This is a genomic window from Bradyrhizobium sp. 187 (assembly GCF_023101005.1).
GTDB classification, from domain to species: Bacteria; Pseudomonadota; Alphaproteobacteria; order Rhizobiales; family Xanthobacteraceae; genus Bradyrhizobium; species Bradyrhizobium canariense_D.
The window spans coordinates 237407-261140 of sequence record NZ_CP064694.1; the positions used below are offsets into that span (position 1 = coordinate 237407).

Below are 23734 nucleotides of genomic sequence, written 5' to 3' on the forward strand. Positions count from 1 at the left end.
CATGATGGAAGTCACTACGACACTCGTTCAGAAACTCGGGCGGATGATGCTCCGCCTTCACGAGGCGCCGGCCGCGACTTTCCCCTTCTCAGTCGGGGTGGACGGCTCGCCCTGGTCGCAAACCTTTTCGCCAGTTGTCAAGCCATATTCTGGCCACGCGCCCGTCGGCGGGAGCGCGTCCAGCTATTCCTGTCGGCGCGAAGGCCCCTGTCTTGAGCGTCGAGGATCGATTTCGCCGATGGGCCCACGAAGAGCGGACCCGTCTTCCACGATATCAATCCAGTCACCTGCGGCCATCATTGATCAGGCGACATTCTTGCCCGAGGCCTTCTTCAGTTGGCCATCCGAGAGAGGGCGTCCTCACCGAACCGTGTCTTGGTCGCACGGTGTCGAGCCGGCTAAGCATCATCACAGGGCGACAGGGCTATGCGATCACCTCGAACAAGGTGCAGAAATGCACCTGCGCCACGGCGAGGCGTTCGGACCCGATCACGTGATGCGGAAACGAATTTCCTGCCACCGGTGCGGTGGGCGCCACCGAGCCGGAATTCGGCTGCTATGAGAGCACCTCGTGTGGGTCTTCCTGTTCTCGCTCAGCGCTTATTGCCGACTTGCAGGTGCGTCTCGGGCAACCTGGGGAAGGACGGCAGCTGTCGGAGGCTGCTGGGGCTTTGTCCCGCGGACGATGCTGGCGCCAAGGTGTTGTTGGGCACGCTTGAGCGTATGGGCGGGACCGTGAGTGATGACGTCCACAATGCCCTCGGTTGCCGGGGTAATCAGGTCGACTCTGTAAGCTGTGCGCATCCCGCGCTGAAGCACGCGGATTGCGGCCGGCTCAAGCACGCCCGGCTTGATGACAAACGCGCGTGCCGCGTCGATGGCTTCTTCAACATCAACCATAGGCTCACGGATAGTTATCTCGAGCATCTGGATTTTAGGTTTCCGGCATTGATGTTGCCGGACCGAGATCCCGACAGGCTCATGCAGTCGGTAACCGCAAGCGCCGCCGTGCGGGAATGGAGGGGGGCCATCGAGAATCGTGATAGGGCGGTTCGTAAGCCCGGGCGCCCGCGAGGCGCGGTACAGTTGAACCATGGAACGGGGACGGCAGCATGAGCAACATCGCCCGTGATAGTGACATCGTCGAGCTGACGGACGCCCCCTTCTTTGATTATGGTGACAACGTTCGGGCCAACCGCACCATCCGCAACGACGGCACCTATGTGGGCAAGGAGATCGGTGAGGTTCTGGTCAAGAAAGGCGAGCTTGGCTATGTCGTCTCGATCGGCACGTTCCTGCAACAATTTTATATTTATGGAGTCGAGTTCCTCAGCTCCGGAAATCGTGTCGGCATGAAATGCAAGGAGCTCGATCTAGTCACGCCAAGCCACGAAGGCGAGGAGCCGTTCTCGCCAGGAGCGGCACCCCGATGATCGAACCAAGATCGCCAAAATACCGGTCAGGCCAACGTGTCAAGGCGGCAATCGATCTGCTCAACGACGGTTCCTTTCCGGGCGCGTCGGCGGAAGAGTGTCTGGTCAGCGTCGGATATATTGGCCAGATCGTCCAGGTCGGTCGCCATACGGAAGCGAACCTACCGATTTATATGGTCGACTTCGGCAAGCAGTTGGTGGTTGGCTGTCTCGAGGCAGAAATCTCTGCAGTCTAGGATATCGCGCAATGAACCCCGCAATCATCAGACGACATCATTCCGGATTACCTGCGCATCCATATCAATGCGGAGGTCGACGTCGCGCTGCTGCACCAGGATAGGACTGGAGCGCCATGGCAGCTGCTCCGCAAAGATCACCTCAAGGGTGTTTGGAAGTGGCATTCGACCCATCAACGGCTTGGCTTGGGGACAGCGGTTCTGAACAGGGTGCACGGTAGCGCAGCGGCAAATTGAGAGGTGGACACATGTCATTTGCCTATAAGCTGAATGAACACGTTCGCCATCAGCCTCAAGGTCCACAAGGCGTACCGCAAATGATCCACCATCGCGCCCCTTAGGCATTCCGGCTTGCTCCCACAGGTGATATGCGCGGCGCTCGACGTCCTTCTGAGTCAGAGGAGCTACCATTTGCGTGACTCCTAAGGAGACCCAAGGGCGGCTTAGGCTGGCCGCGTCCGAGCGTGTCAGTAGCACAGTTTAAGATGGTTTCTCTGAGTTTACCTTTGACAGGAGATTCACTTGGCTACGGATTCTTCACCTGAGATTTTGGATCAGCTGCTTGGTGGGGGCACTCGCAATGGGAACTTCGCGGGTCGATGCCGATCGCTTTGATTATGATGACGTGGCGCTCGGGGCGGGCTACACTGTCACAGTTCATAAGAAAGCTGCCATCCAACTCATTTTCAAAGGGAGCTTGAATCGTACGTAGCGTCATATTGTACGCTACCGATCGCGCAGAGTTGCGCTTCGGTTGCGGCATTTGGGACGACATTTATCGCGGACGTGTCGAGTTATGAACAGTACCGCCAATGGCATGAGTGATGCTTGTTGGAATGAACGAGACGTTAGACCAATCCCATCGACACATGTGCATTCGGCAGCCGTCCAATCCTGCTGGATTGGGGCGCTAAGGGGAGAGAGCCGTCGCATCTGTCGCGACCGTGCTTGCGACGGTGCCGTGTCGCGTTGATGGACGAAGAATCGAGAATGATGCATGAGCGAAACCGGCATGAGATGCAAATCAACGGTCCCCTCAAGATCTCTTTGTTCCAAACGCGGAGCGCGGAAGTGGACAATATAGAATCGATGACTCTACAGGAGCTGCGCTCCGCAATCGGTGGCGGCAGGGTCTTGGAGATAACTACGACAACGGGCTGTATCGTCCGATGTTCTTATTGCCCGCAGGACAAGTTTGCCGAACGGCAAAGAGCGATATCCGACGTGAAGCATCTTTCTCTCCAAGATTTCAAGCGATGTCTGGCGCGCGTACCAGCAGCTGTCGACATCAGCTTTTCCGGGTATTCGGAGCCTTGGCTCAATCCGGCTTGCACAGAAATGGTTGAGCATGCCTATGCGTGTGGCCATGGAATCCGGATTTCCACAAGCCTCGTAGGAATGAACGGGCGGGATCTAAGACGCTTGCGTGCGCTGCAGTTCCGCGTTTTCCTGGTGCATGTTTTTGATGACGGCACGCACATGGATAGTGGTCTCGTCAGGCGCAACTATGTCGATTTGGTGCGCCAACTTGTCGACGCCGACGTTTCATCGTTGCTCTTCATAGTCATGGGCGAGGTGCATCCCGAACTTATCGGCATAATTCCTGACGAAGCGCTGGTTCGCTCGCGTCCGCCGCGCAGCAGGGCTGGCAACGGCGAGAAGATGGTTGGAGCGCGGCAGCCAATCGTTGGAGCACTGACATGTCCTGACGAACGGCAGTATCGTAATGTTCTTCTCCCAAACGGCGACGTTACTTTCTGCTGCATGGATTTTGAGCGACAACACGTTTTGGGCAACCTCCTCCGCGACAGGTACAAGGATCTCTTCCAAGGGGCAGCCTTTTGCAATATTGCCGATCGCATAAACGGAACGGACGGCTTTCTGCTTTGTCGATCGTGTGAATTCGCCGAACCAATGAAGTCGGAATGTTGATCTTTGAGAGAAGTTGACCCTGCTCGAAGCGAATCGCGAGGCCTGGCAAGGACGGCCTCCCAGCTTATCACCACATCATCCGCGGGCACGACCCTGCCATGAACGGAGGGCCGCCATGGCCTGGAGCATTTTGTTGGTTGCCGGCCTGCTGGAGGTCGCCTGGGCAATCGGTCTCAAATACACCGAGGGTTTTACCAAGCCCGTTCCATCCGTGCTCACGCTCGCGGCCATGGCCGGCAGCGTGATCCTGCTCGGCCTTGCTCTAAAGACGCTGCCCATTGGAACTGCCTATGCGGTCTGGACCGGCATCGGTGCGGTCGGCACCGCAGCGCTTGGCATCATCCTGTTCGGAGAACCGGCCGCCGCGTTTCGCTTTGCGAGCATCGGACTGATCGTCGCCGGCATTGTCGGGCTGAAGCTCGTGTCCTGACGAAAACATCGAAAGCAGTGACCCCCACCAGGTCAGCGCCGTAAGGATCGCCGAGGCCGGCACGTGAGTCTCCAGGCATAGACGATTGAGCTGGCCACGTCCCAGCGCCCCGGCGACGGCGCGGCGCCGATAATGGCGAGGAAGTCGCCAAAAAGCGAAATGCCGATGCAAGCCCTCTGGGCCGAGACCGTCTGGCCGCGACCTCTGTGTCGTGAAGCGAAAGCCCTGGTGCGGACGATACGCCAGCCGCTCATCAGCGTCCCATCGCCATCGCGACTGGCACAATAGCACCACCGAAAACCGCACGAACAATTCGCTGCCGAGATCGCGGTACCAATAGAACAGCAATGAAACCCAGCTATGCGGCTGATGTCCGGGCGACCGCCAAGAAAGGTCCCTTGCCGGAGTTATACGATGCCTGATCTCCGGGGCAGCAGGGGAGACGATGCAGACCGGCAGATCGTGTTCGTTCGCTCCGAACTGCTTCCGGCCATCCGGCGTCGGCACCATCAGGGACTGCCGACCAGTTCAACCCTCAGGTCGCGGCCAGGTGAGCTTGCGAGCTCTGACTGAGCTCAGCTCCGCGCCTCGAATTACCGGCGCGACTTCATTGTGTGGTTGCAAAGAAGCTCGATCACCTAGGGTCTGTACCTGATTAGCGAGTTCTGATTCCCTCGTGCCAAGTTGATTCGGCACGGGGGACTTCGATGCGCAAAGGACTGTTCTGGCTCAACGACAAGCAGTGGGCTCAGATAGAGCCGCATCTGCCAACGAACCAGACCGGCCCGGCGCGCGAAGACGATCGACGCATTATCAGCGGTATCATTCACATGCTCCAGTGCGGCGCACGCTGGCGCGATTGCCCGTCCGACTATGGCCCTTACACGACGATCTACAATCGGTTCAATCGCTGGGCTAAGCGCGGACATTGGCAGGCGATCTTTGAAGCGCTCGCCCGCTGCGGCAAGGACCGAGTGGCTTTGTCGATCGACTCCACCTCGATCAAAGCGCATCGCTCGGCGAGCGGCGGAAAAGGGGGGAGTGTGAACAGGCGATCGGCCGCTCGCGCGGTGGGCGGACCACGAAAATCCACGCGCTGAGCGACCCTGATTGCAAACCTTGCGCATTTCATCTCACTCCGGGACAAGCCGCAGACATTGCCGCAGGGCCGGCCCTTTTGAAGCTCGCGCCGCCCATGTCTTCCCTCATTGGGGACAAAGGCTACGATGGCGACGGCTTTCGCGCCGAAATCGTCAATCGCGGCGCGAAACCCGTCATTCCAAACAAATCCAACCGGGTGACCCTCCACAGCTTCAGCAAGCGCCTCTATAAAGGGCGCAATGTTATCGAGCGCTGTTTCTGCCGGCTCAAGGATTTCAGGCGTGTTGCTACTCGCTACGACAAACTTGCCAGAAACTTCTTGGCCGCCGTCCACCTCGCCGCTCTCGTCGCTTATTGGATCAATTGAGTCTGAACCCTAATCTCTTTCGCAGGAGCGATCACTGAAATCATCGAACTGGCGGTGCCGGCGCGCGGCATTCGTTTCGTGTTCGACCTCAGACCCGCGGCTTGTTTGAACAATGGCCGCTATTGTGAAGGATTTTGGATGCCGGCCCCATGACGGTAGGGCGGCGTGCACGGGGCCGCCGTCCGAAAGCCTCCAGGGGAGATGCTATGGGGCGGCGACGAGGATATTGCATCCATTGTTGCTGATGAACCGATGGAGCGCCCCATGCAGAAGTTGAACGATCTGAGCCGATCCTCGAGCCCCCTCGACCCGAATGGCACGCTGATCGCAGTTATCGAACTGAGCCTGTTGAGCTGGCTCGTCGCCGGCATCGTGCCTGGCGTCGAGCGCCAGCCATTGAAGAAGCTCGCGGTCGACGAGAGCGCATTGCTGAAGTTGCTGCATCGATGGCGAGAGGAAGCAACGAAGGCCGGGCATCGGATCAAACGCATCGCCGTCGTTTTCGAGGCCGGCCGTGACGGCTTCTGGCTGGCGCGCTGGCTCAGGGCACGCGACATTGAGGCTCACGTCATTCACGCATCGAGTGTGGCGGTGTCGCGCGAGCACCGGCGCGCCAAGACCGATCGGCTCGACACCGAGCTGCTCAAACGCTGTTTTCTCGGCTGGCTGCGCGGCGAGCGTGATCACTGCAAGATGGTGGCGATCCCGACAATCCAGGACGAAGATGCCAAGCGGCCCAACCGCGAACACGAGAGCCTCGTCGGAGAACAAAGTCGGATCGTCAACCGAATGAAAGCAGCGTTGATCCGGCTCGGCATCCGCGGCTTCAATCCCAAGCTGAAGAAAGCTGCCGAACGCCTTGACGGCTTGCGCTCCCCCGAGGGCGAGCCGATCCCGCCCAACACCCTGGCTGAGCTGCGTCGCGACATGGCGCGCCGGCGGCTCGTCAGCGATCAGATACGGCAGATCGAGGACGCTCGCCTGGAGCGTCTCAAGCAAGCGCCCAATGATGGACCACATGCAATGGTGCACCTGCTGGCGCGCGTGATCGGGGTTGGTGTTGAGACGGCCGACATGCTGGTGCAGGAGGTACTGTCGCGAAGCATGCGCGACCGACGGGCCGTAGCGCGTTATGCCGGCCTCACGGGCTCGCCCGACGAGAGCGGCAGAAAACGCCGGGAGAAAGGGCTGACCCGTTCCGGCAACGCTCGGGTTCGACGAGGCATGATCCAATTGGCGTGGCGATTTCTCATGTTCCAGAAGGACGTTGCGCAGCCGATCGCATGTTGCGGTGAGAGAGGCGGCGTAGGCCGCCGGGGTGAGATAGCCCAGCGCCGAACGTGGGCGCTGGCGGTTATAATCGTCGGCCCATTCGGCAATGCGGCTGCGGGCGTGATCAAGGCTGAGAAACAGGGTTTCATTGAGAAGCTCGTCGCGCATTCGGCCATTAAAGCTTTCGCAGAACCCGTTCCGCATCGGCTTGCCCGGCGCAATGAAGTGCCAATCGATGATGTGCTGCTCGGCCCACGCCAACATGGCGTTCGAGGTAAACTCGGTGCCATTGTCGGAAACGATCATGCCGGGCTTGCCGCGCTGTTCGATCAGCGCGGTCAGTTCGCGCGCCACTCGGCGTCCCGAGATCGAGCTATCGGGGATCGCCGCCAGGCATTCCCGGGTGACGTCGTCGACGACGTTCAGGATCCGGAAACGCCGACCGCACGCGAACTGGTCATGGACAAAGTCCAGCGACCAGCGGGCATTCGGCCTGGCCTCGACCAGGATTGGAGCCCGTACGCCCACAGCGCGGCGGCGGGCGCGCCGCTTGCGTACGGTCAGGCCCTCCTCGCGATACAGCCGGTAGATCCGGTTGATCCCGGACGGCTCGCCGCGCTGCCGCAGCAGCACGAACAGCCGCCGCTAGCCGAACCGCCTGCGCGCATGGGCGAGCTCACGCAACTCGATGCGCAGTTCGGTATCCGGCCGCCGACACGAGCGGTATCGGATCATCTTGCGGTCGGCGCTGACGATCGAGCAGGCCCGCCGTTCCGACAGGCCGAGTTCGGCCTGCAGATGCGCGACAGCCTCGCGCTTGGCGACGGGCCCTACCATTAATGGGATGACCCGCCCCGTCCTCTCAGTCAGACTGAGTTGGCTTTTGAAAGGAGGAAGCAATGAGGACACGGAACAAGCCCAGGCCGGCAACGGTGTTTGGGATCGACATTGGCAAGAACCTTTTCCACGTGGTTGGGCTCGACGTCACCGGAATGCCGATCCAGAAGGCGACCTTTCGGCGCGATACGCTCTTGCAGTTCTTCGAACGTGCAGGGCCGGCTTTGGTGGGGATGGAGGCCTGCTCCGGCTCGCAATGGTTGGCCCGCAAGATCGCCGCCATGGGGCACACCGTTCGCATCATCCCAGCTCAATTCGTGAAGCCATATGTGAAGTCCAACAAAAATGACATCATCGATGCCGCGGCGATCGCCGAAGCCGTGACGAGACCAACGATGCGCTTCGTCGAGCTAAGGTCGCCTGAGCACATTGACCTGCAAGCGCTGCATCGTGTTCGCGATCGGATGATGTCGCAACGGACGTGCCTCATCAATCAGATGCGCGCTTTTTGCCTGGAATATGGGATCGCTATTCACCAGGGCGCCGGCAAGTTCAAGGCTGATCTGCCGAGGGTTTTGGCCGATCAGTCGAATGATCTAACCTCGGCGATGCGTCGCATTCTTGCATCTACATTTGACGAGCTGCGGCAGCTGGAGCTGCGGATTGCCGAGGTCAACCGCGAGATTGAGGCAATTGCCTCTCAAAGCGATACCGCACGTCGATTGATGACCATCCCGGGCATTGGTCCGCTGGCCGCGACGGCGCTTTTGGCAGCAGCTGGATCTGCCCGCCAGTTCAAAAAGGCCCGCGATATGGCAGCTTGGCTAGGTCTTGTCCCGAGAGAATATTCTACGGGAGGCAAAACGAAGCTGCTGGGGATAAGCAAGCGCGGCAATCGATATCTGCGCCGGATGATCATCCATGGCGCCCGTTCCTGCGTGACTCATCTTGATCGCTCGCGATACCGCCTTGGCGCGTGGCTTGATGGACTTCAGGCACGCATGCACACTAACAAGGTCACCGTCGCCTTGGCGGCCAAGATTGCGCGGATCGCATGGGTGGTGATGACCAAGCCCGGCGCAAGCTATGAACGGCGGGATCCGGCCTTTAGCTGATCCCGTTTGTTCCAGACTGCGAGGTTCGTGAAGGTGATGACGAAACAGTCGATCGGCGCGCCGTAAACCCTGTGCAAAAAAGCGGGCTTCGAGCCCGAACCATTTATCTGGGAACGGCACGCGCGGATCTCATCATGGCCTGGCCGCAACAGCGGCCCACTTGCAAGAGGCCGGATACATTTGTGCAGACTGCATCGTCCTCATCAAACGACCTTGCACGGGCGGGGCGGGTCATACATTTTTTGAAAGCAACTCGCGAAGTGCTGCAGCATCCAGCATCTGTTCGGCCAGGAGCTTCTTCAGCTTGGCATTCTCCTCCTCAAGCTGCTTCAGCCGCTTGGCCTCGGAAACGTCCATGCCGCCATACTTGGCCTTCCAATTATACAGCGTGGCTTCCGAGACGCCGTGCTTGCGCGCGAGATCGGCGGTCTTCGCACCAACCTCATGTTCCCGCAGCACGCCGATAATCTGTTCCTCAGTAAACCTGGCTCGCTTCATCTGTCCGTCCGAAGGCCGGACTCTAACTCCGCGTGGAGGAAATTTGCAGGGGCAGGTCAGCGACGATAGCAGAACATTTGGATGCACTCCGCCGTGGACGTTCGATGAGCGGCGGGCAAGATGATCGGTTTTGCAGAACCGCCGTTGTGTGGTCATGAGGTGTCAATCCTGATGGCGCGGGTTGGAGCGCCTGGCGACTGGCGCGGTGTCTCGCCGCGCACGAAGACCTCGATGAGGATCATACGGCCGCCGCAGCATGGACACCGCGGCTTGTCGGCGTCGGCGATGGCCTCGGGCGCATCCTCACGTTTTTTGATGGCGAGCAGCTCGCGGGCGCGTGCGATGTTGCCGGCGCAAGCGCCCGCGCCAGCAGGCCGTAATGGCCGATGCGGTTGAAGCCCTTTGGCAGCACGTGGAGGAGGAAGCGGCGGATGAACTCGTCGGTCGCCAGGATCATGATCTTCTGTCGTTCGCGGCCCTCGACGCGGTAATCCTTCCATCTGAAGGTGACACCGTGCTGGTCGAGGGCGATCAGGCGGCTGTTGGCGATGGCGACGCGGTGTGTATAGCGCGACAGATAGGCCAACACGGCCTCGGGACCGCCGAACGGACGCTTGGCATAGACCACCCATTCGGCGTTGCGCAGCGGTGCGAGGTGAGCCGCGAAGGCTTGCGCATCGGCAAGTGGCGTTTGATTGCCGAAGAAGTACAGGCGGCCGGCCTTGTGGGTCGCGATGAGCTTCTCCAGGAGCAGCCTGCGGTACAGGCGCGAGAGCACGCACCGGCAGGAAGAAGCCGGGACGGCACGATACCCAGCGCGCGCCGTCGGGCGAGATGCCACCGCCCGGCACGATCATGTGCACGTGCGGGTGATGGGTGAGCGCCGAACCCCAGGTGTGCAGCACGGAGGTGATGCCGATGCGTGCGGCCGAGGCTTTGAACAAGAGGTTGTAGATCACGGTCTTGTTCTGGTCGGCGATGGCTACAGGCAGCGAGAACACCACGTGATAGTACGGCACCGGCAACAGCTCGGCCTCGCGGTCGGCAAGCCAATCCTTTGCAGCGGCGCCCTGGCACTTCGGGAAGTGCCGGTTGCGGCAGGAGTTGTAGGCAATCGTGGTATAGGCGCAGCCCTCGCAGCCCGCAACATGGCCGCCGACGGCTGCCGTGCGGCAGTTCTCGATCGCCGACATCACCTTTAACTGGTCGAGGCTGACATGACCGGCATGGGCCTGTCGCCATGCCGGTCCACGGTCGCGGAAGATATCCACGACCTCCAAAGCCGAGCGCGACACAAGCGCCTCAGCGTCAGCCGGGCGGCCGGATCACCTTGAGCTTGATCGCGATGTGTTCCAGCGGGCTCATGACCTGGCTGATCGTCGTGGTGGCGACACGGGTGTAAAGCGCCGTCGTGTCGAGCTTGGCGTGACCGAGCAGCACCTGGATGACGCGCACGTCGATCTTTTGCTCGAGCAGGTGGGTGGCAAAGCTGTGCCGCAAGGTGTGCAGGGAAAGCGCTTGTTGATCTCCGCCATCTGGGCCGCAGCGTGGCAGGCGCGACTGAGCTGGCGCGTGGTCGTCGGCTGGGCCGGATCGCGGCCGGGGAACAGCCAGCCCTGCGGCCGCGCCGCCTTCCACCAGGTCCGCAGCAGATCGAGCAAGTAGTGGGAGAGCATGACGTTGCGGTCCTTGCCGCCTTCGCCTTGCTCGACGCGGAAGATCATGCGCTGGCTGTCGATGTCGGAGATCTTGAGCGAGACCACTTCGGTGGCGCGCAGGCCGGGGCCATAGGCCACGCTCAGCGCCACCTTGTACTTGAGTCCAGGCGCAGCATCGAGCAGCCGCGCCACTTCTTCGGGGCTGAGCACCACCGGCAGCTTGCGCGGCTCGTGAATGACGTGCGTATGCTCGACGATGTGGTGGCGCTTCAGCGTGACCCGAAAGAAGAACCGCAGCGTCGAGACGGTGTGGCTGATGGTCGGAACTCCAACGCCGCTCGCGGTCAGATGCAGCTGATAGCGGCGCACGTCCTCGAAGGTCGCCGTATCCGGTGAACGCCCGAGGAACGCAGCGAAGTTCTTGACCCTTTGTACGTAGTCATGTTGGGTCTTCGGCTCATGTCTTCGATCATGCGCCGCCCAACGGGTTGCTTGCCTCGTCGGTCATGGGGATGCTCCTGTTTTGAGTGAAGGTTGCGACCCCCTCATCTCAAGACAGGACGCCCCGTCGCGCTATCCTCTCAGCCGCGCTGCCAACGTAGTGCCCTACCGCGCGAGCGGTTTAGTCCTCTGTCGCGTAGACGACATCGCGATCGAAAAACGCCGGGAGCTTGCATCGTGCCCGTTGGCACAGAGTCTGCCCACCACCAGGGCATGGGAGCGACGCTGCGAGTTCAATGGCTCACGGTTCGTTCTGGAAGGCGGGCACTTCGAGGTGACATGCGATCTGACATTCTTGTTCGACTGCCGCAGCAGTCGCGCTCGTCGCATGCGGTGTTGCTCATTCAGCGGATCTCCAGCCAGTGGTCAGCGAGCCATGCTGTTTCCAACCGCACGAACAGCTTCATTGCCTTGTGTGGCATTGTTGTGATTGGCGCCTGCAAGGCAGATCCACACGTCTTTGTCACCGAAACCGCACGTGTGGTATTAGGCTTCTTACTCGCCCGGAAAAATGCTGCCTATGTTGGAGCAGCCCTGGCTTGAAACGGCAATCGCGGCCGATATCGCCAACAGCAGCGAAGTCCGGGAAGGGACCTATGCGGCGTTCCCGCGGCAAAGGGTGCAATTCGACTACCGTCGTTTCGATGGGCTCCTCGGAGCCGGCGTTGCGGGCAAGCGCTCACACCTGCTGCTTGGTCCCTCAGATTTGAGTGCGAGTGTATGAGTTTTGGCATGACAGCATCTGGCGACCTCTGGAAATCAAGCTGTGAGCTCTGGGCATGTCCAAACCTGAAAGTTAGAGTCGAATGGAGTGCAGGTAGGCTGCATCCCGAGCCACATTCGTGTTGCCTACCTTGCCCAGGGGTGCCTTGAAGGCCGCCAGCCTTCTTTCTTCCGCCTCGACCTGTACCCGGCGGAATCTGATTGTTGTTCCTCTGGAGAGCCCGCCATTCTTCTGGCGTAAGTGCGGCGCTCTCTCGAACTCAAGAGGCGCGGATTGCGAGTCCATGGTTCCCAAGAACTACGCCGAGAACGATGGCGTTCCTGCGGAGCTCGCGATTTGCGGTCTTGCGACTTTTCCGCTTACGAGAGATTCAGACCGTCTTACTCGTCTGAGCATGGTTGGGCGGCCGTGGTAAGCTTGCTCACTCCCGGTCGACGCATTTATTCTGGTGTGGGGAATGCCGCTCAAGCAAATGTGCATTCGTGTCGTCAGAACAGCTGGCTGGTCGACCACCTAAGCAAATGCACTTTCGATATAACCAAGGTACGGCAAAGCTGCCCGCCCACACGCCCAGTCCGGCACGTTCGGCTGCGCCTTGCGCATGGTCGTATCGTCTCCTGGGGTATCGCTCGAGCGCGAGACCGTTACGCACCAACCATTCTCCGAGATCGATGCCATCAACTGAACAGGTCGCCATCGTCCCCTCCTCCAGAACTGACAGGCAACTGACTTCGCGCTCTGCAATGAAGCTTTGAAGATCGCTCGCGGCCCGGAGGCCACATTGATATGGATCGCCGTTGAAATATCGGCACGTTTGAGTCTCGTCCGGCGCGTCGATGCCCCAGAGCTGAACGCTCGTCCCGCGAATTTCAAGGGTGTCGGTGCTGATGACCTTTGCCGGCCCCGTCAATTCGCGGGCAAACACGATGCTGCACGGTGCGAGCATGGTCAACACCACGATCAATCCATACATGGCGATCTTCTTTGCCGAACTGCGAACATTCCGGCCGAGTGCAGCAGAGCATGGGGGGACCGCCGAACGGCGCTCCATCGCGCTAATGTTGCATGGGTAAGCTCGTTCGACGGATGACTCCCGGTGTATCGGCAGCGCAAGACGCCCCTCGTGTCCAACCTCGCCCCCGATGCTCTGCGACCAGGCTGCAGCGCTGGCCGTATCCCGCCATTCCTCCACGCCCTTGCGGCAGTTCGCCTTGGCCGCATCACGCACCCGCAGGTCGAACTCGGTACTGCGCGTCCGCTCACAAGCGAACTGGCCGGAGCAGACGGGCGGCCACAACTGGCGAGATACGATTTCCTGGTCGCCGTGTGCGGAATGAGCATAAGCTCGGCCCCCTCGCTGCCACGGATAGTTCGCCCGGGATCGCTGCAGCCGGCTGTTATCGGGGAAAGCGTACGCATCGGTTGAGCAAAAACGGGCGACATGACGGCCATCGTTGCTATCGAAAGCAACATGCCTTCTCGGAGCGAGGGCGACAGATCCCCTCGCACTCACGCCGCCCATTTGCTTCGCGAGCGCCAGCACAGCCAGATCAGCCAGCGGCCCGGCCAAGGCCACAACTGCATAGGAAACCGCGAACGATGCGACGTTACTGAGGTTGGCGGCGCCGAAGCCCGCGCCATAGAGCTCCCAAAACGCGCCCCAGACAACGATACCGGATTGATACGCAGTCGAGAGCGCAAGCGCCTTATGTATTGCAGACCGCGATTGGCGGCGTTGGATGGAATGAGCCGGTTGGCGAGCGCCTGGATCGCAAACAGCGTCACTAGAAGCGTCGTGACATTCATACCATATTGCGGCAGGTCGGTCGGAACAAAGAGGACGCCTGGCAGCAAGAGGCCGAACGCAAGACCAAAGGCAGCCGGCGCCGCGCCGGACAACAGGAACAGCGTCAAGCCCTGGACGAAGTGCAGTTCGGACACTCCAACCGCAAAGTGCGGCAGGATTTCGAGAAACGTGAACACAAGGGCCGTCGCGGCGATGGCTTGCATAGCAAACGACAGAGCGCCCCGCTCGCGTATGGCCTCGACCAGAAGCTTGGCGACGACGCAGCCCATCGCAATGCCTGTCGCGCAGCTCAATACGAGCTTGGCGCCTGTTACTTTTCCCCGTTCGATATGCACGGTCTCAACTCCTTTCTGCCGTTGTACTCGGGCGTTGGCTCAAGAATTTGCCGGGACGATCGTTTGGCTGTCGGTTGGAAACGGCACTTCACCTTCGCCACCCTGAGTCCACTGGTAACGTCCTGTTTTCGCCAGATCGGACCTGGTGTGCACTCCGCCTTCGCTCGGTCAATAGAATATTTCACAGCAATAGCTATGCCAGCCCCGCTGACGCGGCTAAGGCTCTGATTGCGGCTTGAAAATTCTGCCGCGCGCGAGAGTCACCGTGTTCTGTAGCCGACATGCTCTGGAGGAAGTTGAACACACACACTGCGGCCAGTTTTTTGGTCACCTGTGCCGTTTCAAACAATCATTTTTTCTCGCCCATTGAAGCGGAAATCCTGAGGCCGCTGGCGCGAAGATACCGGTTCGGCATCAATCTTGCTCGACGTTGTTCGAGGGACGGCGTCTAGGGCGCAGCCAAATGTTTGGCGGCCGGGGTCGTCGAATTCCTCGAAGAGCTTGCTGGGTCGTTCGATTGACCTTGCGGCGAAGCATGCACGAACATGGAAGTGGCGACCACCGATCCAAACTGTGGAGCCCGCATTTGCTGGATCTCAGCATCGTCTCTCAGCGACGCTCCCGGCAAATTCCGCTGCATCATCTACGCCGAAGTTCTGGACGTATTTCCAGGGGAGCGCTATCGCGTCGCAGTGGCACCAAACCGAATGCAAAATGTGAACATGGATCAACTTACGCCCGGTAGGCCTGCCGTCTCCGGACAGACGGCGGCCGCGTCGATGCTGCGCATTCGGGCAGTCATGCTGGGGGATCGTATCAACCTGTCGGCTCTGGAAATCGGAACGCTGGTGTCCTCGACGCCGGTCGCTTTCCGCATTCATGCGGGCCTTGTCGTGATCTTCCGCTATGGCGTTGTAGTGCTCATCGGGTTGTCGCCCTCGGAAGAAAGCGCGCTGATCGAAACGCTGATAGCGCGGGTCATCGGTGAACTCAGCTCCTATGAGGAGGAGAGCGCGCAGGCGCAGCTCTGCGACGACCAGAGCGCCGAGGTCATCCTGCCGGGCGGACGGATTTGTCTCAGAGACTTCAGCGACGATCGGCTGCTGCTGATCGCCGATACGCTAGCCAAGAGCACGGCGCTGGAGCGAGATGAGCGCCGTATCGCCGCGGTATTCGACGTGATCGAACCCTTTGCACGCGAACTAGCCGAGCACGGCCGGACGCCGCGGAGCCGCAAGGGCATTCTCGAACTGATCGGCAATGCGCTCCTGGTCCAGCAGCGCGTCGCGGGCCGCGTCGCTATTGCCGAAAAGCCCGACGCACTCTGGGAGAAGCCGGAACTCGAGCGGCTCTATGCGCGTCTGAAAGATGAATACGAATTGAAGGAGCGTCTTGAGATGCTTGAGCGCAAGCTGTCGGCCATCTCCGGAACGGCTAACGCACTGACGGACATCATCGACACACGCCGCTCGCTGCGTCTTGAGTGGGTTATAGTCGTGCTGATCGTGATGGAAGTTGCGATCGGATGCTTTCAGATTATTACAGCAGCTCACTGAGTCCGGCTGGCCGTAGCGCGTGAGGGGCCTTCGTGGGGTTTGAGCGGGCCTACTGACGGACTTGGGCGGCATTGACGTGGGACGCGCCGTTCGGCCGCACTCAGCTGCGGATTCCGGCTATGTCTTCGCCGTGCTCGTGGACGCGAGGTTCGGCGTAATCCCGGTGCGGCTCGCGAAACCGGCGAATAGCCGAGGCGAGTTCGTTTCCCCGGCGATCGAGCAAGGATAGGGCGTGTATGGCAGACGCGCGGCGGAGCGTTCATGTCGACGATCCAGCGCTACCCAAGTAGGCCCTTTTGCCAAATTTGCAGGGGGCCGCCACTCAGCTTGTCTGCTATTCTCGACTTGGTCGCTGCATACTTGCCAGGCCTTCCCCCGCCGCCCCCAGGGCGCAGCCAGCGACTACCGAAAAACAAGGACGGTCAATTTCACCAGGACGCCTCACTGGGTTGAGCGACTGCCTTTCGCCGCTTTGCCACATCGCCGCGGCTCGGTCGACGTGTCCTGCCGTGATTTCCCTTGCGTGGCTGTAGCGAACGGTTCCATGATCCGCCAGCGCGCAAACGCGCGCTGCAACTGAACATGAAAGCTCAGAACTGCGGATCTCGTCCTCGCTAACGCGAAGGCGCCGAGCTGAACGCGGCCGGGGACTGCGACCGGGCGTGCATAGCGGCTCCGCGTCAGCGATAAACACTAGACTGTATGTCCCCTCCATAAAATGAGGCGACTCACCCTCGATGTTGCGACGAGGGTTGCCTGGATGGACCGGGCAGAGCCTCAAACAAGGAGGGCGAGTCGTGGGTCATCATACCGAGGTCTTTGTCGGAATCGATACGTCAAAATCGCGCAATGCAATAGCCATTGCCGATGGCGGCCGTGGCGGCGAGGTACGATATCTCGGGGAGTTTTCTGCCACGGAGGCAGCGATCCGAAAGCTGGTGGCAAAGCTTGCAGCGAAATGCTGTCATCTTACGTTTTGCTACGAAGCAGGGCCGACAGGATATGGCCTCTACAGACTGCTCAAGAGCCTCGGCCATGACTGCCTAGTGGTGGCCCTCTCGCTCGTTCCGAAGAAGGCCGGCGATCGAGTGAAGACGAACCGGCGCGATGCGGTAAGCCTCGCCAAGCTGTTGCGCGCGGGCGAGCTCACCGCGGTGTGGGTACCGGACGAGCGCCATGAGGCCATGCGCGATCTCTCGCGGGCCCGTCAGGCAGTGAAGAAGGACCTCCAGGGCAAGCGTCAACAGATCTCGTCATTGATGCTGCGGCTGGGACGCATCTATCCGGGCAAGACAACGTGGGGGCCAGCCCACATGAGATGGCTGATGTCGCAGAAGCTCGAGCATCGCGAGCAGCGCATCGCATTCGAAGAGCTACTTGAGGGGATACGCCAGGAAAGTGAGCGGATGGAGCGTTTGGAAGATGCCATCGGCGAGGTAGTACCCGAGTGGTCGCTTGCCGAGGTTGTCGCGGCCCTGCAGGCGATGCGGGGGATTGATCTCATTGCGGCTGTGGGGGTGCTGGCCGAGATCGGTGATCTCTCCCGCTTTCAAAATCCGCGCGAGCTGATGGGCTATCAGGGTTTGGTGCCCACGGAAAACTCGACTGGCGACAAAGTCAGGCGAGGCGGCATCACCAAAGCCGGTAATGGGCGGGCGCGACGTATTCTTGTGGAAGCGGCCTGGAGCTATCGATATCCGCCGCGCGTGAGCCGAGACAAGCAGCCAAAGGTGGAGGCGGCACCGAGACGCGCGCGCGAGATTGCGTGGAAAGCGCAAACCAGATTGTGCGGACGCTTCCGCTCACTCGAGCGGAAGGGCAAGCGGCGAACCGTAATCGTCACGGCGATTGCCCGAGAGCTATCCGCCTTCATTTGGGCAATCAATCGCGAGCTCATGCCACCTCGACAGGCGTAGCGTCGTTGCGGGCTGTGGACCGCTCGAGTCGTGAGGTGCGCTCGAACGGCCCACAGCCCCCTTTGTTGCAATCAGGATCAGGGGTCGTCGCAGACATCAATCGTGCAGAGGTGAAGGTGGGACCACGGCAGGGGAAATCCTGAAACCCATTATGTGGCCGATCATCCGATCGACGCCCGACGCTAGACCAGGGACAGCCCCAGACGAAAAAACGGAAATGCGGTATCCAACCCGCGCATCAGAGCCTGTTCACCGACGTCTTTGGGTTCCGCCTTCTCCTCTGCACGATCTATCGGTGCAAGAACTTCACGATAAGCCTCGTGGAGATGGGAAACCGTGCGTTGTGTGCTTGACTGGGGACATCAGAGGGATGACAAAGGAACTACGCCGCGAATTTCGACGCGGCTTTGAGCTCGCAAGCCGGCGCCGAGAGTTTCTAACGTCCCCATCCGCTCTGGACATTCCATCTGCAGGACTGTCCGTCAAAGCGCCGGACACTCGCCCTCGGCAGCTCCTCTCAAATCCGTTTCCGAACCGACCCCGGCATGGCGATCCTTCGCTGACTCGTTCAGGAGCCCGGCGAGCCTGAGGCCTTCAAGGGCTTCTTCGAGCCGCTGCTCGCGAATGATTGCGACCAGGAGCGAAACGGCCTCCTCCGGATCGACGGTGAAGCAGACGTCAGGCCCTCGCGAAACTAACAGGTCCAGCAAGGTCGGAAGGTCAGCAACGTGGTGGCGTAAGGCCGAGACCACATCATTCGCGCGATAGGTCGCCGAATCAGCATTCGGCGGCGGATCAAAGTCCAAGTCGACTTTGGCGCGCTTCTCGATCGCAGGTCGTATCAACTCGCCCTTCCGTCTTGCATCCATCGAGAGCATGAACACCGCATCCGCGAGGTTCTCGCGCGGCAAGCTTCTCAGTTCGGCTATGAGGGCCTGGATGTCGCCGACCGAACTCTCACGGCGTGCCTCTGCTCGCCGCGCGTTAGCGCGGCTGCCCTGCTCTTTTGTAATCGAACCATCGTCATGCTCTCCGGCCGACCATATATCCCGGCGATACAGGCGAATGAAAGTGCAAACTTACGTGCTGCATGCGCGCAGCCCGCCTGACGAACGCGCAGCCGGCGGTCGCGCGAAGGAGTCACAAAGCGCTAATTTCGTGATCCGCTCGTGCTTGTCTGTCTACAAGGCGCTCGATGGCACGATCGTCGGGTCGGCGGCTATGGCGAAGCGAAGTCCTGCTTCCAGCGTTCCGTTTGTAGGTCATAGGCAGCGTCGCGAGGCAGTGGCGGCAGCCGGATCGCCGCGAACTCGAAACCGGCCAGATGTTGGGGGGGAGACGTCAAGCACCAGAAAGCGGCGCTCATCACCGGAAGCAGGAACAACGTGATCATCATTAGAGGCCATAATAAGATGCACGTAATTTGGGCTGCTTTACTCGTCGTCGTGGACGGTGAGTTCGTCTTCGAGGTGTTCAAAGGGGCCGTTGTTAACCATGGCATCAGCCTCGGCCTCGGCGTTGGTCTTCATGTGGAAGGGCACGGCCAGCGGGGGCGAGGGCGCCGCGTCCACAACGGGGTTGTCACTTGACCGTTGCCGTGACGTCCACGTCGGTGTTCAGCTCGATCTCGTCGTCCACCTTGGGCGCGACGTGCGGCGAGCTGTGCAGCTCCATGTCCCCAGGCTCCACAATGTGGTTGACGAGGTTGACAACGAGCGCGTCCACGCTCCGGTCGTCCTCGGCTTGAAGGCCAATGGCGTGCACAAAGCCTTCCTTGCTCAGCAGGCAACGCCCAAGGCGACGGCGCTGTTCGTTGGTTCGTTCCATGATCTCTTGTGTCAGTCTGTTCGGCACAGGGTTCTCCTAGGGTTGTTACACTTGTTCCGTGATGATAGGCACCGGCACAAACACCGCGCACGGCTCGCGGTGTTCAGGAAGGATGTAGTAGGTGTGGCCGCCTTCCACAGGTAAGCGCATCACTGCTGGCCCAGGGAAGACAGGCGCCGCTACGGTGAAGAGAACCAGGATCGATCGACAGATCCGAGATGGACGACCTGATCCAGCCAATGCGTTGCCCCTGTTTCGGATCCGCTCGCTTTGACTACGCGGAACCTGGCAAGGGCCCGCCCGGTAGATGGAAAGGTCCGGACTCGATTGAATCAGGTGAAATCCCAACTTGGCGCGTGATTCGCTGTATCGCGAGAACGCCGCGGCCTGCCCATCAGCCCCTACCCCGAAGCTTTAACCAAATTTGAATAGCACACCGTAACCGCCACGTGGGTAGCTCCACTCGATATCACCACTTTCTTCGCAGATCACCCGGCAGGTGCCGCACTCGACACACCCGTCGACTGCCACCTCAACATGACCTTTATCGCTGAGCTCGTAGCAACGTGCAGGGCAGGCCTTCAGCATCGATAAGAGCCGTGAGGATGGTGTGGTGTGCGGCCGCACCTTGATATGGGCGCGGCCGGAATCAACGAGATAGCGGTTGTAGAATAGTTTGTCCTCGACACGTCGGGATGGCTCGCTCGGCATTGTTTCTGGCTCCGTCGTTCGTCGTTGTCTTTGGTTTGTGATCACCGCCAGGCCCGGGCGATGCGCAGGGCATCGCTGAACACACCACTCCACGACCGCGCCTTGATGAACGAGCTCAGCATCAGCTTCTCTTTCTCAAGCTTTGGTGTGCCGTCGACGCGCAGGTAATCCTGCATCGCCTTGGAGAAGAGCTGCGGATATGTGAGAAAGAAGTTCTGCGAGTGGGTATGCATCAGTGCCGGCATATCCTTGTACTTCTTCAGGTCCTTTATCACGAAGGAATCATTCAGCAGTTTTTTGTAAAGCGAAAGATTTTTGGCCGTCATCGGATCATTTCGCGATTTAATAAGGCAGATTGCTTCCGCGGCGATACGGCCCGACGTCATCGCCAGATTGGACCCCTCGCGATGGATGGCGTTGTTGAGCTGGGCGGCGTCTCCGACAACAACCCAGCCCTCACCACAAAGCTGCGGGATCGCCTTGTATCCACCTTCGGGGATCAAATGCGCGGAGTATTCCTTTACTTCCGAACCCTCGATCAACGGCGCGACGGACGGGTGACGCTTGAAGCCCTCGAGCAGGCCGTAAGGCGTCTCGCCGGTACGCTGGAAGTCGGCAACAAGACAGCCGATACCGAGCGAGATGCATTCCTTGTTGGAGTAGACGAAGCCCATACCGGTCATGCCGCGGGAGATGGTTCCGGCGGCTTCGATGACGAGCCCCTCGTCGCCTTTGAGATTGAAGCGAGCATCGATTGTCTCGCGCGACATGAAATGCATCTCCTTGACCGCGAGTGCGACCTTGTCCGGTTTCGGCCGCCCTCTTAAGCCTGCACCCGTCCCGAGCACTCCGTTCACCCCCTCGGCCAGCACGACGACATCTGCGTGGATTTCACCGCCATCTCGGTCTGTGCGCACCCCGAGGACCCTCCCGTGGGAATCCTGGAGGAGCTCGGTCACCGTGGTCTCGCACAGCACCGTGGCCCCGGCCTCGCGGACCTTCTGGGAGAACCATTTATCGAACTGGGCGCGGATGATGGTGTAGCGGTTCGGCTTCTCCTCGTTGAAATCATCGGAGCGATAGTGAATCCCGGTGTGCGAACGCTCGTCCACGATCCAGAAGCGTTGCTCGACGAGATGCCGTTCAAGCGGTGCATCTTCTCGGAAATTCGGGATCAGCTTCTCCAGCATATCGGCATAGAGGATGGCGCCTTGCACGTTCTTCGAGCCCGAATACTCGCCGCGCTCCAGCTGCAGCACTTTTAGGCCCCGCTCGGCCATGGTCAGCGCTGCCGCATTCCCGCCCATGCCAGCACCGACGATGATCGCGTCGAATCTTTCCTCAATCATAACAAGCTTCCCTAACCAGCGATGCGGTCGTGCGAGTGCGGCGATAGCTGCGCGCGGAATGCAGACGTCAATGCGGGCAACAGTCGAATGGCGTCCGTGACGATGCCGATATGGGCGAAGTCGAAGATCGGAGCGTTCTTGTCGGTGTTGATGGCAACGATGAGGTCGCCCCCCTCCACGCCAACACGATGCTGGATCGCGCCGGAAATACCGGCCGCGATATAGAGCTTTGGCCGAATGGTTTTCCCGGTCTGGCCGATTTGTCGGTCCGAGGTGACCCAGCCCTTCTGGACCAGCGGCCGCGAGCAGCCATACTCGGCGCCAAGAACGTCCGCGAGTTGCTGTACCAGTTGGAAGTTCTCAGGCGACCCCAGACCGAGCCCTCCAGCGACGACCACGTCGGCATAGGCAAGGTTGGACTTTGTCGAATCGCGGTCTGGCAGAAACGACAGCACTTTTGTGACGATATCTTCCTCTACAAGCCCGAGTGGATGCGAGATGACGCGCCAGACCGCACCGGTCACGCGCTCGGGCATCGGCATCACGCGCGGACGGACTGTTGCCATCTGTGGACGATAGTTCAGTGTGTAGATCGTGCACAATAGTGAGCCGCCAAACGTCGGCCGCGTCGCTGCAAGCGAGCCGTCGGCATCGACATCGAGCTCGGTGCAGTCGGCAGTTAGGCCGGTGAGCAGTGTGGTGGCCACTGAGCCAGCGAGATCGCGGCCGAGTGTAGTTGCCCCTAGGAGTAGGATTTCCGGCTTGTACGTATTGACCAGCTCTGACAGGGCCTTGGTGTAGGATTCATTGCGATAATCGGCTAACAGATCATCCGCGACGATATAGGCGAGGTCTGCGCCGTAGCAGAAGGATTCGGCGACCGCCTGCTGCGTTGTCTCCCCGACCGGGCCGATGACAACCGCGGCGAGGTCAACGTTGAGCTTGTCGGCGAGCCGGCGGCCGGCACCCATCAGCTCCCAGGAGACGGGATGCACTATGCCACGTTCCTGCTCGATGAAGACCCAGACGTGCTTATACGCCTTGAATCGTTCGGGCAGCTCCCTCTTGGTCGCCGCGCGACCACCACCCGCGGCCGGAGCTGCGCTTTTGGGTGCGGTGCTCATCATCTGTACTCCCATCCGTGTTCAGTAGCGGCTCGCCAGGAAGCGTGCTCCGCCTCCGGCTTTGAATTCGCGCGTGAAGATTGCTTCAATTAAGAGTTCGGCCGCGTGCCCGCCGCCATCTTTTCAACACCGCCCGGCAGCAGCGCGGGGCCGAGACACCCATTGCTGGACGTTTGTCGACGAGCCCGGAAGCACGCGCTTGGGCGTTCTTCCCCCCTTCGGCAATGGAACTAGTGAGGCACGCAACCGCGCGGTCATGCGAGCCGATCGATTGGTCCCCCTCATCTTCGAGATGCAAGCGAGTTCGAACAGATCGAGGACGTGCCGGCGGCTGGTGCCACTGTCGGCCGCGAGCTTGCCGGTGAAAACGCGATCCATTACTCTGAATGCCCTCGCAATCTTGCCGATTGCAGCGACACGCCCGCAACTCTTGGCGAAGGCACGAGGGCCGGCGATGAAGCCGCCCATCAACGGCGCCGCGCGACCGGCGCTGGAGAGCAAGGGCTCCCCCCGGGGAACCTCGGCCATAGATCGGCCAAGGGGAGTGATTTCGTCAACGAATTGTTGGCGCGGATCAAGCGCAGCTTTCAGCTCAGCCAAGCCGGAATATGCAACCATAGCTTTGGCGTCGCGACGCATCATAATGCCGACAGGCAGCGCGCGCGAAACTGCGCGTGTTCCAAAACAAACTCGATCCTGACCAAGATGTGCATTCGCTTCTCCAGACTAGCTGAGCATATGTCAGCAATTGTCGTACCAATTGCGCAGACGATGAAAACTGACCGCCAATCCAGACTCTTACTGCAGGAAATCGGATTGGCAGCCTCTCGAACGTTCGACAACCGTGCTGGACCCGTGTCCGGAATGCGACAGAAGACATTCATCCGAATCTTGCTGCGCTTTCCTCACCGACATGCGCTCGCCGCTGCCGGCGTTCCCTAGGTGCACCATGAGCACCAGCTTGAAACGAGGGAATATCAGGGCTGAGCGGTGATCACCTTCAGG

At 60.2% G+C, this 23734-nt stretch carries 16 protein-coding genes and 7 pseudogenes; 12 read left to right on the forward strand and 11 right to left on the reverse strand.

What is annotated here, in order from left to right; translation table 11 throughout:
- Positions 1-723 precede the first annotated feature (723 nt).
- The 3 genes from IVB19_RS40930 to IVB19_RS38230 are packed head-to-tail and all read left to right on the forward strand — an operon-like array spanning position 724 to position 1669.
- Positions 724-1116 (forward strand): 4Fe4S-binding leucine-rich repeat protein, encoded by a 393-nt coding sequence (locus IVB19_RS40930; RefSeq protein WP_524536799.1) that lies wholly within the window; start codon positions 724-726, stop codon positions 1114-1116.
- Positions 1113-1433 (forward strand): nitrogen fixation protein NifZ, encoded by a 321-nt coding sequence (locus IVB19_RS38225; RefSeq protein ID WP_247822252.1) that lies wholly within the window; start codon positions 1113-1115, stop codon positions 1431-1433. The genes IVB19_RS40930 and IVB19_RS38225 overlap by 4 nt, the downstream gene beginning before the upstream one ends.
- Positions 1430-1669, forward strand: coding sequence for a nitrogen fixation protein NifZ (locus tag IVB19_RS38230; protein WP_247347531.1), 240 nt, complete (start codon positions 1430-1432; stop codon positions 1667-1669). The genes IVB19_RS38225 and IVB19_RS38230 overlap by 4 nt, the downstream gene beginning before the upstream one ends.
- Positions 1670-1696: 27 nt before the next feature.
- Here the strand turns inward: IVB19_RS38230 and IVB19_RS40560 are convergent, their stop codons facing one another.
- A complete protein-coding gene (locus IVB19_RS40560; RefSeq protein WP_346283677.1) occupies positions 1697-2080 on the reverse strand; it encodes a DUF2934 domain-containing protein in 384 nt (127 codons plus the stop codon).
- Between the two features lie 561 nt (positions 2081-2641).
- Here IVB19_RS40560 and IVB19_RS38235 point away from each other — a divergent pair.
- The 4 genes and pseudogenes from IVB19_RS38235 to IVB19_RS40935 all read left to right on the forward strand — a co-directional run.
- Entirely contained in the window at positions 2642-3601 is a 960-nt protein-coding gene (locus IVB19_RS38235; RefSeq protein ID WP_247822253.1) for a radical SAM/SPASM domain-containing protein, read from the forward strand.
- A gap of 115 nt (positions 3602-3716) precedes the next feature.
- A complete protein-coding gene (gene sugE, locus IVB19_RS38240; RefSeq protein WP_247822254.1) occupies positions 3717-4031 on the forward strand; it encodes a quaternary ammonium compound efflux SMR transporter SugE in 315 nt (104 codons plus the stop codon).
- Positions 4032-4738: 707 nt separating this feature from the next.
- Positions 4739-5499 (forward strand): annotated as a pseudogene (locus tag IVB19_RS38245) (IS5 family transposase).
- Positions 5500-5763: 264 nt separating this feature from the next.
- A pseudogene (locus IVB19_RS40935) lies at positions 5764-6765 on the forward strand (transposase); the annotation flags it as partial.
- Positions 6766-6783: 18 nt separating this feature from the next.
- Here IVB19_RS40935 and IVB19_RS38255 read toward each other — a convergent pair.
- Positions 6784-7608: pseudogene (locus IVB19_RS38255) on the reverse strand (IS3 family transposase); the annotation flags it as partial.
- A 62-nt stretch (positions 7609-7670) separates the two neighbouring features.
- On the opposite strand from IVB19_RS38255, the gene IVB19_RS38260 reads away from it, so the two are divergent.
- Complete coding sequence (locus IVB19_RS38260) at positions 7671-8723, forward strand: IS110 family RNA-guided transposase (protein ID WP_247822255.1); 1053 nt, start codon at positions 7671-7673, stop codon at positions 8721-8723.
- Positions 8724-8957: 234 nt separating this feature from the next.
- On the opposite strand, the pseudogene IVB19_RS38265 reads toward IVB19_RS38260, so the two are convergent.
- The 3 pseudogenes from IVB19_RS38265 to IVB19_RS40940 all read right to left on the reverse strand — a co-directional run.
- Positions 8958-9221 (reverse strand): annotated as a pseudogene (locus IVB19_RS38265) (transposase); the annotation flags it as partial.
- Positions 9222-9373: 152 nt separating this feature from the next.
- Positions 9374-10516 (reverse strand): annotated as a pseudogene (locus tag IVB19_RS38270) (IS91 family transposase).
- Between the two features lie 13 nt (positions 10517-10529).
- A pseudogene (locus IVB19_RS40940) lies at positions 10530-11347 on the reverse strand (tyrosine-type recombinase/integrase); the annotation flags it as partial.
- Positions 11348-11659: 312 nt separating this feature from the next.
- Here IVB19_RS40940 and IVB19_RS38280 point away from each other — a divergent pair.
- Positions 11660-11923 carry a hypothetical protein gene (locus IVB19_RS38280; RefSeq protein ID WP_247822256.1) on the forward strand — a complete coding sequence of 88 codons (264 nt, stop codon included), beginning with the start codon at positions 11660-11662 and terminating at the stop codon, positions 11921-11923.
- Between the two features lie 1652 nt (positions 11924-13575).
- Here IVB19_RS38280 and IVB19_RS38285 read toward each other — a convergent pair.
- Positions 13576-14246, reverse strand: a pseudogene (locus IVB19_RS38285) (energy-coupling factor ABC transporter permease); the annotation flags it as partial.
- A 716-nt stretch (positions 14247-14962) separates the two neighbouring features.
- On the opposite strand from IVB19_RS38285, the gene IVB19_RS38290 reads away from it, so the two are divergent.
- Positions 14963-15802: an RMD1 family protein gene (locus IVB19_RS38290; RefSeq protein ID WP_524536800.1), complete on the forward strand. Its 840-nt coding sequence runs from the start codon at positions 14963-14965 to the stop codon at positions 15800-15802.
- Positions 15803-16599: 797 nt separating this feature from the next.
- Complete coding sequence (locus tag IVB19_RS38295; RefSeq protein WP_247822257.1) at positions 16600-17718, forward strand: IS110 family RNA-guided transposase; 1119 nt, start codon at positions 16600-16602, stop codon at positions 17716-17718.
- A 482-nt stretch (positions 17719-18200) separates the two neighbouring features.
- Here the strand turns inward: IVB19_RS38295 and IVB19_RS38300 are convergent, their stop codons facing one another.
- The 5 genes from IVB19_RS38300 to IVB19_RS38320 form a co-directional block, all read right to left on the reverse strand.
- Positions 18201-18629: a hypothetical protein gene (locus IVB19_RS38300; RefSeq protein ID WP_247822258.1), complete on the reverse strand. Its 429-nt coding sequence runs from the start codon at positions 18627-18629 to the stop codon at positions 18201-18203.
- A gap of 670 nt (positions 18630-19299) precedes the next feature.
- Positions 19300-19572, reverse strand: coding sequence for a hypothetical protein (locus tag IVB19_RS38305; protein WP_247822259.1), 273 nt, complete (start codon positions 19570-19572; stop codon positions 19300-19302).
- A gap of 387 nt (positions 19573-19959) precedes the next feature.
- A complete protein-coding gene (locus IVB19_RS38310; RefSeq protein WP_247822260.1) occupies positions 19960-20256 on the reverse strand; it encodes a ferredoxin family protein in 297 nt (98 codons plus the stop codon).
- Positions 20257-20297: 41 nt separating this feature from the next.
- A complete protein-coding gene (locus IVB19_RS38315) occupies positions 20298-21605 on the reverse strand; it encodes an FAD-binding protein (protein WP_247822261.1) in 1308 nt (435 codons plus the stop codon).
- An 11-nt stretch (positions 21606-21616) separates the two neighbouring features.
- Positions 21617-22732, reverse strand: a complete 1116-nt coding sequence (locus tag IVB19_RS38320) for an electron transfer flavoprotein subunit alpha/FixB family protein (protein WP_524536793.1) — start codon at positions 22730-22732, stop codon at positions 21617-21619.
- A gap of 318 nt (positions 22733-23050) precedes the next feature.
- Between IVB19_RS38320 and IVB19_RS38325 the strand changes: the two genes are divergently transcribed.
- Positions 23051-23671 (forward strand): hypothetical protein, encoded by a 621-nt coding sequence (locus IVB19_RS38325; RefSeq protein WP_247822262.1) that lies wholly within the window; start codon positions 23051-23053, stop codon positions 23669-23671.
- The last annotated feature ends 63 nt before the right edge of the window (positions 23672-23734 follow it).